Raw genomic sequence first — 13,053 nt, forward strand, 5'->3', positions numbered from 1 at the left:
GTGACTATTCCGCTGCTTCGCGCTGCGGCTGAACGATCATGCCCTCCAGCCGGCCGCGAATGATCGCCTCCGCCTCGCGCACGATGCGCGAGATGAGCTCGGCGCAGGTCGGGATGTCCTGGATCAGGCCCTGGACCTGGCCGGCCGACCAGATGCCCTCGTCGGAATTGCCTGTCGCGTAGACCATCTTGCCGCGGGCCCCCGCAACGAGCTCGCGGATGTCCTCGAACTTGGCGCCTTCCTTCTCCATCGCGACCACCTTGGTCGAGATTTCGTTCCTGGCGACGCGCGAGGTGTTGCGCATGGTGCGGAAGATCAGCTCGGTCTCGCGCTCGTCATTGGCGACGATCTTCTCCTTGATGAGCTGATGGATCGGGCTTTCCTTCGTGGCCATGAAGCGCGTGCCCATGTTGATGCCGTCGGCCCCCAGCGCCAGCGCCGCGACGAGGCCGCGGGCATCTGCAAAGCCGCCCGAAGCGATCATCGGGATCTTGATCTTGTTGGCGGCGGCCGGGATCAGGATCAGGCCGGGGGTGTCGTCCTCGCCGGGGTGGCCGGCGCACTCGAAGCCGTCGATCGAGATGGCGTCGACGCCCATCCGCTCGGCCGAGAGCGCGTGGCGGACGCTGGTGCATTTGTGCACGACCTTGACGCCGTGCTTCCTGAACTCGTCGACATGCTCCTGCGGCTTGTTGCCGGCGGTCTCGACCACCGTGATGCCGCTCTCGATGATGGCGGCGCGATACTCGGCGTAAGGCGGCGGCTTGATCGCGGGCAGGATGGTGAGGTTGACGCCGAACGGCTTGTCGGTGAGGTCGCGGCAGCGCGCGATTTCCTTCCTGAGGTCCTCCGGCGTCGGCTGGGTCAGCGCCGTGATGAAGCCGAGCGCGCCGGCATTGGCGACCGCGGCGACCAGCTCGGCGCGGCCGACCCATTGCATGCCGCCCTGGACGATCGGGTGCTCGACGCCGACGAGCTTGGTGAACCGTGTCTGCAACATGATGTGTTTCCCCCGCCTCTCGTGGCGCTTTGTTATCGGTTGATGGCGGCAGGATGCCGCCGGGGTCGGAAAATGTCTATTGGATCGGCTTGCGGTGAGAGCAGGGCGATCATGCGGGGGTGAGGGGGATTCCGCGGGGCGGATAATTGGGATCTGTGTTCCGTCATCCTGAGGTGCGAGTGGCGCGATGCTTAGCATCGCGCCGGGAGCCTCGAAGGATGAGCGGCCACGCTGCGAGAGCCGGCTGTCGCCCTTCGAGGCTTGCTCAGTGGCGCGATGCGCCCCCGAGCGCGCGCCTCAGGGTGACGGTCATGGATCGGAGTTGCTGCTTCAACATCGTCATTGCGAGCGCGGCATTGTCCGCCGAAGCCTCGGCAAGGCGGAAGCAATCCAGGATCCTTCCGCGGAGGGATGCTGGATTGCTTCGTCGCAAGGGCTCCTCGCAATGACGGAGCACGGGGCAAGGCCATCGCTCTCCAATTCACGCTTCAAATAGCAGACACACCTTCGCCCTCTCGCGGCTCATCTCGCCCGAGTCTTGCTTGATTGCATCGCCCTTATCGAGACAAGGGGGCAGGGAAGGCCGGGCGCCGGCGGCACCCGTAAGTCCGTGCGCGAAAAGATGCACACGGGGTGGACCACAGGTTGGCCGAACGCCCGGCCTTCCCTGCGCGATGGTTTACGGCGTACTTCGTGCTCTCCCCGGGGAGCGATGCACTATTGCCCCCGTCGCCATGCAGATGATCGATGCGCGCGCCGGTTGGTCGCCGCATCACCGCAGGACTTGACGCACAGACCCCGGGCGTCAGGACCACACGACTTGGCCGTCCGCGCACGTCCTCGCATGTCGCTTCGAGTGCTGGCGCGTGCTCACGCCCGAAGCCATGCGAAGACGCTGTCGGCGCCGGGTCGTATGCGCGGAAAGCCCTTTTGCTCACGGTTTCCCGCCCTGCAAAGCGCCTCGCGCCCGACGCCGTCGCGTCCATCGCTGCCCAGCCCGCGGTTCGTGACGATCGCGATCCGCCCCTTGTCTCGGGCCAGGGTGTTTCGCTTGTACGACAAATCCGAATTTCGGTAAAGTGGAATATTTGCGCCGGCGGGGCTTTGGCGGGGTGTTTTGCCCGACGGGTGAGCAAAATGTTGCCACCCCAAACACTGTCATGCCCCGGCTTGACCGGGGCATCCAGTACGCCGCGGCTTGTCGGTTTCAGCCTTGCTGTCTCTGGAATACTGGATTGCCCGCTTTCTGTTTAGCCCGGACAGATCACTGACGGGTGTTCGGAGACATAGCTGACACATCAACATTGGCTGGATTGGTCCGATTCGGGAGGCCGTCCATGCCCTGGAGTGAGGTGTCAGCAATGGATCAGCGTCACGAGTTCGTGCGGCTGGCTTTGCAGGAGGGCGCCAATCGGCGCGAGTTGTGCCGACGGTTCAACATCAGCCCTGACGTGGGCTACAAATGGCTGCGGCGCTGGCAGGCTGGCGATCGAGAGCTGGCCGACCGCTGCCGTTGCCCGCATGCGATGCCCAAGCGCAGTGAGGCTGCGGTCGAGGCACAGGTTCTGGCCGTGCGGGACAAGCATCCGGCTTGGGGAGCGCGGAAGATCGCTCACTGCCTGAAGCGGCGCGGGCAGACGGTGCCCGTGCCGTCAACGGTGCACCAGATCCTGTGTCGGCACGGTCGGGTCAAGCCAAGCGAGAATGCACCGCCCAATCCGGGGCATCGCTTCGAGAAGGAAGCTCCTAACCTGCTGTGGCAGATGGACTTCAAGGGACACCTGCCGCTCGCCAACGGGACGCGATGCCATCCGCTGACAATTGTCGACGATCACTCGCGCTATGTCCTGTGCCTGAAGGCCTGCGCCGACGAGCAGCGTCTTACCGTGCAGGATCATCTGACGACGACGTTCCGCTGCTACGGCCTGCCGGAGGCTTTCTACACCGACAACGGCTCACCGTGGGGCGATACGTCAGGTGTTCGTTGGACCGGGCTGAAGGTGTGGCTGCTCAAGCTCGGTGTCAGGGTGGTGCATGCCAGGCCCTGTCACCCGCAGGCGCGCGGCAAGAACGAACGCTTCCATTGCACCCTGAAGGCCGAGGTTCTTGCCATGCGTCGCTTCCGCACTCTGCCGGAGGTCCAGCGCGCCTTCGACGCCTGGCGGCCAGTCTACAATCTGGAACGTCCCCACCAGGGCCTCGATATGCACGTCCCCGCCGATCGCTTCCGGCCGAGCACCCGTGCCATGCCGGCTCGCGTTCCGATCGTCGAATACGACAGCGGTGAGATCGTGCGCAGAGTCTCATCGACAAGACCCTACATCTCCTTCAAGGGGCGCTTCTGGAAGGTTCCCCAGGCCTTCGCCCGCGAGCGCCTCGCCATCCGGCCGCTGGACCGCGATGGCCATTACGGCATCTTCTTCGCCAGCTGGCAGGTCGCATCGATCGACTTGACCAATGGCCAACCTGTCAGTGATGTGTCCGAACAGGTGTCAGCCATGTCTCCGGACTAAACATTTCGCGGGCAATGACACCGAGTTTGGAACGGGCGTCTACTCCGCCGACAGCCGCACCATCTGGCGGCCGCCATTCATTTCCTTGAGGCGGTTGACGAAGTTTTCCGGGCGCTGCCAGCGGTTGGGGACTTGCAAGCCCATGAACTCGGCGATGTCGCCGATGAAGCCGGTGCAGTTGGCGGTCTCGGCGTTCCAGACCGGCGAGCTCGCCTGCAGTTTCTTGATATAGGCGAACACGCGTTTGGCGTCGGCCTCGTTCAGATAGACGCGATAGCTCGCGGTCAGATAGTCTGGATCGAGATCGCCGTAGCTCGCGCCGGTCTCGGACGGCACGAAGGTGATGTGACCGAGCACGTAGGCGAGCGTGTCGCCCGCCGGCGTGAGGCCTGCGACCTCGACCGCCTTCTCGCTGGTCTTGCCGTACCAGACGAAAGCATGGCCCCAGCTTGCGGCCGTGCGGGCGCGGAAGTCGACGTAATACGGGCCTTTCTCCACGCGCGCCAGGGAGCGCCGCGTCGATTGCGGCGCCGGCCGTGATGTGGAGCCGGTCGTGGCAAGCGCATTGGCGTCGGCAACGCGCTTGTTCGCTTCGTGCGCCGAAGCCGAGGGCATCAGGCACGCGATCATCGCCGCGAGCGCGAGCCCTGCAAGGATGCAGGATCCCGATCGATCAGGTCTGTTCGTCACGCTGTGCCCCTCGACTGTCGGCCGCTTACGCTGGTCTTGCGCGCCTTGCGCTAGCGCGTCAGTAGCGCGCTGCGACCGGGCCCGGCGCCTTGCCGATCGGGGCCTTTCCAACCGGGCTCTTGCCAATCGGCATCTTGCCGATCGGCGCCTGCTCGGCCGGATAGGCCGGCACGGGCTGACGGCGCGGCAGATCCGCGGCGTTCGCGGCCGTCACCAGAGCAAGCGTGGCACCCAGAGCAATTACAATCTTCTTCACAGCGATACCCCTAGAAGGTTTGGTCCAAACACGGCCATGCCGTGCCCCCAGACACGCCTCACAGAAGGGCGTCCGAATGCGACCAAGTTGCGGCGTGCGCGGGGCATGTCGGCGGCATTGGCGCGCGAAGATGTGATGTACGGCTGTTTCGGAGGGGTGTGTGATGCGGGTCTGTAGGATGGAGCGCAGCGAAACCCGTCGGCTGTTTGCGCGAGGAGAGATGATGGGTTTCGCTGCGCTCTACCCATCCTACGCAGCAATTGATCCGATCCGGTCCAAACTGTTCCTGATCGTCGCGAAGATGCCGCCGATGTCCTTGCGCAGGGCATCGAGCGCGTTGAAATTGTCGAAGATGCGGGCGAGGCGGTCTTCGACTTCGCGCTTGCTCTTGGCGTCTCGACGCGTGAGGCGAGGGTGACGTCGCCGTTCGCCTCGATCTCGCCGATGGTTTTCGCGAGGAGGTCGCGGGTGGTGCCGACGTCCGCGATCATGGCCTCGATGCCGAACACCGGCGCCTTGAGCGGGACGAGGTCGGCCTGCGACTTCGATAGCTCAGCTTTGAAAGCGTTCAGTGTCGCCAGCGTCTCCTGTAGCGCGCCGAGGCGCTGGCGCGACTGGAGGACGAAATCGTTCAGCGCGTTCTGGCGCTCAGTGAGGGTTTTGCCGTCGGCGTCCGTCTCGACATCAGCGAGCGAGCGTTCGAGCTGGGCCCGGCGTTGGCCGAGCAGCCGATCAGTGGAGAGCGGCGTGGGTTGCCGGGTTTTCCCGAAGACGCGAGGCCTGTAGCCCGCATGAGCGCAGCGATATGCGGACCACGTCAAGGCCCGTCCCGGATGTCGCTCCGCTTTCCGGACTACCGCGTCGTGCTCGCGATCACTTCCCGAGGAAGTTCGAGCGCATCTTGTCGGCGAGCCAGACGACGAAGATCGCAGCGAACGCGAGGGCAAAGTACAGAGCCGTCCACAAAAGTGCATTACCGGCAGTCGTCATGGCGTCCTCCCTTGCATCAGAAATCGATCTGTCGCCGGAGAGGATAGCGGAGGCCGGGAAGGTGCGATTTGCGCAGGATCAATTTTGCCGCGCTGCGGCAAAACGGCTTGGTCGGCCATCATTCGGGAAACGATGGAGGCGTGCCTGCGAAAGACGAGTTACAGCCGAAACTCGTTGGTCAGCTCCCCGATGCCATCGATCGCGACGGTCACCGTGTTCACCGGCTCCTTCATCACGCCGACGCCGACCGAGGTGCCGACGGCGATGAGGTCGCCGGGGAGCAGGGTCATGTCGTGGGAGATTTTGCTGACCAGCTCCTGCGCCGAAAAGATCATGTCGGAGATCGGGTAGTTCTGCCGCTCGGCGCCGTTGAGGATGGTGCGGACAACGAGCTTGGCCGGGTCGAGGCCGGTTGTGATGACGGGGCCGAACGGGCCGTAATCGTCGATGCCCTTGGCGCGAGCCCATTGCGGGAAGGTGGGATCGCTGGTGAGGATGTCGTTGGCGGTGATGTCGTTGACGCAGGTGTAGCCGAAGATGAAGCTGTCGGCTTCGCCCGGGGAGACACGCGCGCAGGTCTTGCCGATGACGATGCCAAGCTCGCCCTCATAGGTGGTCTTGCCGTCGTAATAAGAGGGACGGCGGATCACCGCACCCGGCGTCGTGATGCTGGTGGTGGCCTTGAGCAGATAGAGCGGCTCCGGCGGCTCGGGCTGGTTCAGCTTGGCGGCCAGCGCGTGAAAATTGTTCCAGAGCGCGACGATCTTGCTGGGTGCGCACGGGGCGAGCAGTTCGACCTCCGACAGCACCAGGCTCTTGCCGGTCGGGGCGTTGCGGCCGAACATCTCGCCCTCATGCACGCTGATCCCCGATGGCGTCAGCGTGCCGAAACCGGTCGTGCCGGCATGGCGGAAGCGCAGCCAGTTTTTCACCTCGGTTGTCATCACGCCACCGCCAATGCGCGGGGATCTGACAGCGTCGAGACGCCGTCATAGAGGCCGGCGATGCGGGCGCGCTGGGTCACCATCGCCAGCACCGAGTCGAGCGCTGGCGTGGCGATGCCGGTGAGGCGGCCCATCTCCTGCACGACGGTGACGAGCGGGTCGATCTCCATGGGGCGGCCGCGCTCGAGATCCTGCAGCATCGAGGTCTTGTGGGCGCCGACCTTGCGGGCGCCCTCGATGCGGCGCTCGACGTCGACGCGGAATTTGACTCCGAAGGTCTCGGCGATGCCTTGCGTCTCCACCATGATCGCGCGCGACAGCGAGCGCGTGGCCGGATCGGTGCAGATCACGTCGAGCGTCGCGTGCGTGAGCGCGCTGATCGGGTTGAAGCAGACATTGCCCCAGAGCTTCAGCCAGATCTCGTCGCGGATGCGGTCGAGCACCGGGGCCTTCAGGCCGGCGGCGACGAAGAGATCGGCGAGGCGCGTGACGTCCGAGGTAATCTCACCCGAGGGCTCGCCGAGCGGGAAATTGTTGCCGTAGACGTGGCGGATCACGCCGGGCGCCTCGATCTCGGTGGCGGGATAGACGATGCAGCCGATGGCGCGCTCGGCGCCGATCTCGCGCCACTGCCGCCCGCCGGGATCGATGCTCTCCAGCGTCGAGTTCTCGTATTGGCCGCCGTGCTTGTAGAAGTACCAATAGGGGATGCCGTTGACGGCAGTGACGATGCGGGTGTGCGGGCCCAGGAGTGGCTGCATCTTCTCGATCACGCCGGTGATCGAATGCGCCTTCAGCGTGACAATGATGTAGTCCTGCACGCCGAGCTCGGCGGGATCGTCGGTGCAGCGCGGATGTACGGTGTGCGTCTCCTCGCCCACGAGCAGCGTCAGGCCGCGCTCGCGCATCGCGGCAAGGTGGGCGCCGCGTGCGATGAGGCTGACATCGGCGCCTGCGCGCGCGAGCTGAACCCCGAGATATCCGCCGATCGCGCCGGCGCCGTAGATGCAGATCTTCATGAAGTCCTCGCGAAGGAGCCGAATTGGCAGTTGGTTCGATCGATGGGGCCACGGGGCCGCTGCACCTCCCCCGCTTGCGGGAGAGGTCGACGCGCTCGGAGAGCGCGGCGGGTGAGGGCTCTGTCCTCTTGGGGAGTCTCCCCAGCGGAGACACCCTCTCCCCAACCCTCTCCCGCAAGCGGGAGAGGGGGCGCGTCCTCTCCGTGGCTGGAAGTGTATCGCTTAGGCGGCTGCTTGCGGCTTGCCGTTGATGGCCTCGTCCATGGCAGCTGCGATGTCGCGCATGCTGATGACGGAGACGAGGCTGTAATCGTCGATCACGGGCAAATGGCGGATGTGATGACGATTCATCAGATGGCGGACGTGCTCGATCGTGTCGCTCGAGGTGCAGGACACCAGCTGCTGCACCGAGACGAGCTGCGAGACCTTGACGTTGACGGCGTTCGCGCCGTGCTCGGCGACGGCGCGCACCACGTCGCGTTCGGTGAACATGCCGACCGCGGTGTTACCCTCGGAGCGGACCACGTCCTTGACCACGAGAGCGCTGATGTTGTTGGCGCGCATCAGCTTGGCGGCGATGCCCACCGTTTCGTTCATTCGCACCGTGACAACGCGCGGTGTCTTCTTGCGCAGAATGTCTCCGACCAGCATTGCAACCTCCCTGGGTGAATGTTGGAAGAAGTGTGGTATACATAATGCCAATCGTCAAGCGCTGGATTGGATGATCCGAAAAATCTTGCGACAGCGATGCTGACGTTTGTCGTCGAGACAAAAAGAAAGGGGCGCAGCGATGCGCCCCCGTCTCGTCGTGCGAAAGCGTGCGGCGGTTACGCCGTCTCGGTCGTTGCGCTTGTCTTGGCGCTGCCGGTCGCGGCCTCGGTGCTCTCGGCTTCCTTGCCGAGGATGAAGGAGCGGCGCAGCGGCTTGATCACGAACAGCGCCATCAGCGCCGCCGTCGCATTCAAGGCCACCGCGACCACGAACACGGCCTTCCAGCCATAGGCCGCCGAGATCACGCTCGCGAGCGGAACGAGCAGGGAGGCGGTGCCCTTGGCGGTGTAGAGCATGCCGTTGTTGGTGGTTGCGAACTTCGAGCCGAAGGTGTCGCCGCAGGTCGCGGGGAACAGCGAGTAGATCTCGCCGAACACGCCGAAGTAAACCGCGGTCGCCAGCACGAAGACCAGCGGGATGTGACCGTAGGCCGACAGCGTCAAGAGCATCAGCGCGGCGGTGCCGAACGCGATGAACATGGTGTGCTCGCGGCCGATCGTGTCGGAGACGAAGCCGAAGAACGGGCGGCCGAAACCATCGAGGATGCGGTCGAGCGAGATCGCGAAGGTCAGCGCCGCCATCTGGAAGCCGGCGAGCGTGACCGGCGTGTCGGCGATCTTGAAGTCGTGCGCGATCGGGGCGATCTGTGCCGCCGTCATCAGGCCGCCCGAGGCGACCATGACGAAGACGAGGTACATGACCCAGAAAATAGGGGTGCGCAGCACCTGCGGCGGGGTGAAGTCGATCTTGGTCTGCGGCAGATTGAGCTGCTTCTTCTTCGGCGGGATCGCGAGCCGCGGCGGCTGGATGAAGAAGGCGAGCGCGAACACGATGACGCCCTGGCCGATGCCGAAGGTGAGGAAGGCATGCTGATAGCCGCTCGATGCGATCATGCTCGCGATCGGCACGATGGTGAGCGCGGCGCCGGCGCCGAAGCCGGCGGCGGTGGCGCCGGCCGCAAGGCCGCGGCGATCCGGAAACCACTTCAGCGCGTTACCGACGCAGGTGCCGTACACGGCGCCCGCGCCCATGCCGCCGATGATCGCAGCCGTGTAGAGCAAGGTGAGCGAGTCGGCGTAGGAGTTGAGGATCCAGGACAGCGCGATCATAATGCCGCCGAACATGACGACGATGCGCGGGCCGTATTTGTCGACGAACCAAGCCTCGATCGGCACCAGCCAGGTCTCGGTGACGACGAAGATGGTGAAAGCGAGCTGGATCGCGGCGCGTCCCCAATGATGGGCCGCATCGATCGGATCGACGAACAGCGTCCAGCCGTATTGCAGATTGGCGATCATCGCCATGCAGACGATGCCCATGCCGAGCTGAAGCCAACGGAAACCGGTGCGAAGAGGCGCGGCCGTGACGGCGCCGTCCGTGCTGGAAATCATCAAGAACCTCCCAACGCGCTTTTCTGGTCGACATCATTTGCCAAGATGACCTGATGTCGCAATTGTTGTGGCTTATCGTCGCAAGCGCAGCGCCGAACTTGGTATACCATATTCCAGAAAGCAAGCCCCAACTTGGCGTTCCAGCCAAGAAATCTGAGTTCCACTGGGCGGTGAAGGCCTCGCGCAAACGAAAACGCCCGGCCGCGAGGCCGGGCGTCTGCTCGATGAAGAGCTGTGGCGGAGCGCGTCAGACGGTCGATTTCGCGACCACGACCTTGCGCCAGGGTTTCAGCACCGCGATCGCCAGCAGCGAAGCCAGGATGTTGGCGCCGGCTGCGATGATGAACACGCTGTCCCAGGTGCCCGACGATTGCTGCATGTAGTTGCCGATCGGGACCAGCAGCGCGGCGGTGCCCTTCGCGGTGTAGAGCAGGCCGGCATTGGTGGTCGCGAACTTGGCGCCGAACGTGTCGGTGCAGGTCGAGGGGAACAGCGAGTAGATCTCACCCCAGGCAAAGAACACGAAGCCCGAGAGCAGCACGAACCAGATCGGATCGTGACCCCAGAGGTAGAGCATCCAGATGCCGAACCCTTCCATGCCGAAGGCGATGAACATCGTGTTCTCGCGGCCGATCATGTCGGAGATCCAGCCGAAGAACGGACGCGTCAGGCCGTTGAGCACGCGGTCGATCGTGGCCGCGAACGTCACTGCCGTCATCGTCACCGCCATCAGCGTGACCGGCACGTTGTCGACCTTCCAGTCGGCCGCGATCGGCTTCAGGTTTGCCGTCACCATCAAGCCGCCGGCGCCGACGATCACGAACATGAAGTACATCAGCCAGAAGATCGGCTGACGCAGCACCTCGGTCGGCTGGTAGTTGCGGCGGGTCTGCAGCAGATTGGCATTCGCGACCACGTTCGGCACCTGGCCCGCTTTCGGCGCGAGCAGGAAGAAGGCGAGAATGCAGATGATGATGCCTTGGCCGAGGCCGAAATAGAGGAAGGTGGTCTGGAATCCACTGTCCTTAATCATGGCCTGGATCGGCGCGACGGTCAGCGCGGAGCCTGCACCGAAGCCCGCGGCCGTGATGCCCGCGGCAAGACCGCGCTTGTCCGGAAACCACTTCAGCGCATTGCCGACGCAGGTGCCGTAGACGCCGCCGGCGCCGATGCCCGCGATGATCATGCCGAGATAATAGCCGTTGAGCGTGGTGGCCTGCGCGTTGATCGCCCAGCCGATCGCGCAGAGCACGCCGCCGACGAGCACGACGATGCGCGGACCGTATTTGTCGACGAACCATCCTTCGATCGGCACCAGCCAGGTCTCGAACAGCACGAACAGCGTAAAGGCCCATTGGATCGACGCGCGATCCCAGCCGAATTTCTTCTGGATGTCGGGGACGAAGAACGTCCAGCCGTATTGATAGTTGGCGATCATCACCATCGCCGCTACACCGACCGCCAATTGCGTCCAGCGATAGGCGTCGCTTACGCGCGCGACACCAGGGGCCGCTGCCGACTGCACCATGTCCGTCATTAAAAACCCTCCCGAACGCGCCGATCATTTTTATGCATGCGCTGGCGGGCATCCTGGTATGCATTATGCCAAGATTCAAGCGACGGACGGGGAGGTGCGGCGAAATAACGCGGGTCTGTTCACATGCGTCATGGCGCCGTGCTTGTAAAGCCCCTCGCTGCCGACGTGCTGACGGCAACGGCCCATTGGGCTGCTCAAACGATTGATTTAACAGACATTTTTACCGGGACGGCAACGCCGTGAACACGCCGGGAAAGCCGGTGCGCGGGGGGATTTTCCCGCTCATGCGCCGCCCGCGCACGCCGACAGCGGGCGTTCGACGAGCGCACTTTCGCTGGAATTCTTTATTCCAGAAGTCCGGCCTGCGACGGTTTGGCACTGGCGACGGCGCGGATCGCGGCTCACGCCATCGACGTGCGCAGCCGGCTGTAGCCTTCCTGGATCGCGGACCAGAACAGGGCGACCAGGCCGAGCACCATGATGGTGCTGACGAGGCCGTTGGAGAAGAACACGTCGAGCGAGCCCTGCGACCCCAGCAGCGATTGGCGGAAGGCTTCCTCCGCCTTGTCGCCGAGCACGATGGCGAGCACCAGCGGTGCGAGCGGGTAGTTGCACTTCTTCAGCAGATAGCCGAGCACGCCGAACACCAGCATCAGCATCACGTCGAAGGTGCTGTTGTGCACGGAATAGGCGCCGATGGCGCAGAGCACCAGGATCAGCGGCGCGATGATGCCGAAGGGCACGCGCAGGATCGCGGCGAAGATCGGCACGCAGGTGAGCACGACGATGAGGCCGGCAAGATTGCCGAGATACATCGACGCGATCAGGCCCCAGACGAATTCCTTCTGCTCGACGAACAGCATGGGGCCGGGCTGCAGGCCCCAGATCAGCAATCCCCCGAGCAGGACGGCGGCGGTCGGGGAGCCGGGCACGCCCAGGGACAGCATCGGCAGCAGCGCCGAGGTGCCCGCGGCGTGCGCAGCCGTCTCGGGCGCGATCACGCCTTCGATCTCACCCTTGCCGAAATTGTTGCCGCGGCGGGCGAGGCGCTTGGCGATGCCGTAGCTCATGAAGGAGGCCGGCGTTGCGCCGGCGGGCGTGACGCCCATCCAGCATCCGATCAGGCAGGAGCGCAGCGAGGTCATCCAGTAGGTCGGAAGCTCTCGCCAGGTCTGAATGACCACACGAAGGTTGATGGTGGCGCTGCCACCGCGGAACGCCAGCCCTTCCTCCATCGTCAGCAGGATCTCGCCGATGCCGAACAGGCCGATCACGGCGATCAGGAAGTCGAATCCGTTGAGCAGCTCCGTGACGCCGAAAGTCAGCCGCAATTGTCCCGTGATCGAATCGAGGCCGACCGCCGCGAGTGCAAAGCCTATCATCATCGCCGCGATGGTCTTGAACGGTGGCTCCTTGCTGAGGCCGACAAAGCTGCAGAAGGCGAGGAAGTAGACCGCGAACTTCTCCGCCGGACCAAATCGCAGCGCGAAGCCCGCGACGAGGGGGGCGACCAGCGTGATCATGATGACGGCAAACAGCGCGCCGACGAAGGAGGAGGTGAAGGCGGCGGTCAGGGCTTCGCCGGGTTTGCCCTGTTGCGCCATCGGATAGCCGTCGAAGGTGGTCGCCACGGACCAGGGCTCACCGGGTATGTTGAACAGGATCGAGGTGATGGCGCCGCCGAACAACGCGCCCCAATAGATGCAGGACAGCATGATGATCGCCGATGTCGGCGGCATGCTGAAGGTCAGGGGCAGGAGGATGGCGACGCCGTTGGCGCCCCCGAGCCCCGGCAGCACGCCGATGATGACGCCCAGCGTGATGCCGATGATCATCAGCATGATGTTGTAGGGCTGCAGGGCGACCGCGAAGCCGTGAAACAGATTGGCCAACTCTTCCATGTCGATACGTCCTGCAGCAATAACGGGGATGACGGCGCAGC

At 64.3% G+C, this 13,053-nt stretch carries 10 protein-coding genes; 1 reads left to right on the forward strand and 9 read right to left on the reverse strand.

Annotation, left to right across the window (positions count from 1 at the left end; all coding sequences use genetic code 11):
* Positions 1–4: 4 nt before the first annotated feature.
* Positions 5–1,000, reverse strand: coding sequence for an NAD(P)H-dependent flavin oxidoreductase (locus IVB26_RS14945; protein ID WP_247972352.1), 996 nt, complete (start codon positions 998–1,000; stop codon positions 5–7).
* 1,337 nt (positions 1,001–2,337) lie between these two features.
* Between IVB26_RS14945 and IVB26_RS14950 the strand changes: the two genes are divergently transcribed.
* Complete coding sequence (locus IVB26_RS14950; protein ID WP_247968782.1) at positions 2,338–3,513, forward strand: IS481 family transposase; 1,176 nt, start codon at positions 2,338–2,340, stop codon at positions 3,511–3,513.
* A 39-nt stretch (positions 3,514–3,552) separates the two neighbouring features.
* Here the strand turns inward: IVB26_RS14950 and IVB26_RS14955 are convergent, their stop codons facing one another.
* From IVB26_RS14955 to IVB26_RS14990, 8 genes are all read right to left on the reverse strand, one after another.
* On the reverse strand, positions 3,553–4,203 hold the full coding sequence (locus tag IVB26_RS14955; protein ID WP_247972353.1) for a hypothetical protein: 651 nt from the start codon (positions 4,201–4,203) through the stop codon (positions 3,553–3,555).
* A 58-nt stretch (positions 4,204–4,261) separates the two neighbouring features.
* Entirely contained in the window at positions 4,262–4,459 is a 198-nt protein-coding gene (locus IVB26_RS14960; protein WP_246926536.1) for a hypothetical protein, read from the reverse strand.
* Positions 4,460–5,607: 1,148 nt separating this feature from the next.
* A complete protein-coding gene (locus IVB26_RS14965) occupies positions 5,608–6,393 on the reverse strand; it encodes a fumarylacetoacetate hydrolase family protein (RefSeq protein WP_247972354.1) in 786 nt (261 codons plus the stop codon).
* The gene (locus tag IVB26_RS14970) at positions 6,393–7,412 is read right to left on the reverse strand and encodes a 2-dehydropantoate 2-reductase (protein WP_247972355.1); all 1,020 of its coding nucleotides are present in this window, start codon (positions 7,410–7,412) and stop codon (positions 6,393–6,395) included. Before IVB26_RS14970 ends, IVB26_RS14965 begins: the two co-directional genes overlap by 1 nt.
* Before the next feature lie 222 nt (positions 7,413–7,634).
* Positions 7,635–8,063 carry a CBS domain-containing protein gene (locus IVB26_RS14975; protein ID WP_247557566.1) on the reverse strand — a complete coding sequence of 143 codons (429 nt, stop codon included), beginning with the start codon at positions 8,061–8,063 and terminating at the stop codon, positions 7,635–7,637.
* 176 nt (positions 8,064–8,239) lie between these two features.
* On the reverse strand, positions 8,240–9,574 hold the full coding sequence (gene oxlT, locus IVB26_RS14980) for an oxalate/formate MFS antiporter (protein WP_247972356.1): 1,335 nt from the start codon (positions 9,572–9,574) through the stop codon (positions 8,240–8,242).
* Positions 9,575–9,821: 247 nt separating this feature from the next.
* Positions 9,822–11,111: an oxalate/formate MFS antiporter gene (oxlT, locus tag IVB26_RS14985; protein WP_247972357.1), complete on the reverse strand. Its 1,290-nt coding sequence runs from the start codon at positions 11,109–11,111 to the stop codon at positions 9,822–9,824.
* A 401-nt stretch (positions 11,112–11,512) separates the two neighbouring features.
* A complete protein-coding gene (locus tag IVB26_RS14990) occupies positions 11,513–13,012 on the reverse strand; it encodes a tripartite tricarboxylate transporter permease (protein ID WP_247972358.1) in 1,500 nt (499 codons plus the stop codon).
* Positions 13,013–13,053: the final 41 nt, after the last annotated feature.

The organism is Bradyrhizobium sp. 195 (genome assembly GCF_023101665.1).
In the GTDB taxonomy this organism is placed as follows: Bacteria; Pseudomonadota; Alphaproteobacteria; order Rhizobiales; family Xanthobacteraceae; genus Bradyrhizobium.

Bases quoted from the DNA above. Each gene is read 5' to 3' on its own strand.
- IVB26_RS14945 (WP_247972352.1), bottom strand. From the start codon at position 1,000: ATGTTGCAGACACGGTTCACCAAGCTCGTCGGCGTCGAGCACCCGATC.
- IVB26_RS14950 (WP_247968782.1), top strand. From the start codon at position 2,338: ATGCCCTGGAGTGAGGTGTCAGCAATGGATCAGCGTCACGAGTTCGTG.
- IVB26_RS14965 (WP_247972354.1), bottom strand. From the start codon at position 6,393: ATGACAACCGAGGTGAAAAACTGGCTGCGCTTCCGCCATGCCGGCACG.
- IVB26_RS14970 (WP_247972355.1), bottom strand. From the start codon at position 7,412: ATGAAGATCTGCATCTACGGCGCCGGCGCGATCGGCGGATATCTCGGG.
- IVB26_RS14975 (WP_247557566.1), bottom strand. From the start codon at position 8,063: ATGCTGGTCGGAGACATTCTGCGCAAGAAGACACCGCGCGTTGTCACG.
- oxlT (WP_247972356.1), bottom strand. From the start codon at position 9,574: ATGATTTCCAGCACGGACGGCGCCGTCACGGCCGCGCCTCTTCGCACC.
- oxlT (WP_247972357.1), bottom strand. From the start codon at position 11,111: ATGACGGACATGGTGCAGTCGGCAGCGGCCCCTGGTGTCGCGCGCGTA.
- IVB26_RS14990 (WP_247972358.1), bottom strand. From the start codon at position 13,012: ATGGAAGAGTTGGCCAATCTGTTTCACGGCTTCGCGGTCGCCCTGCAG.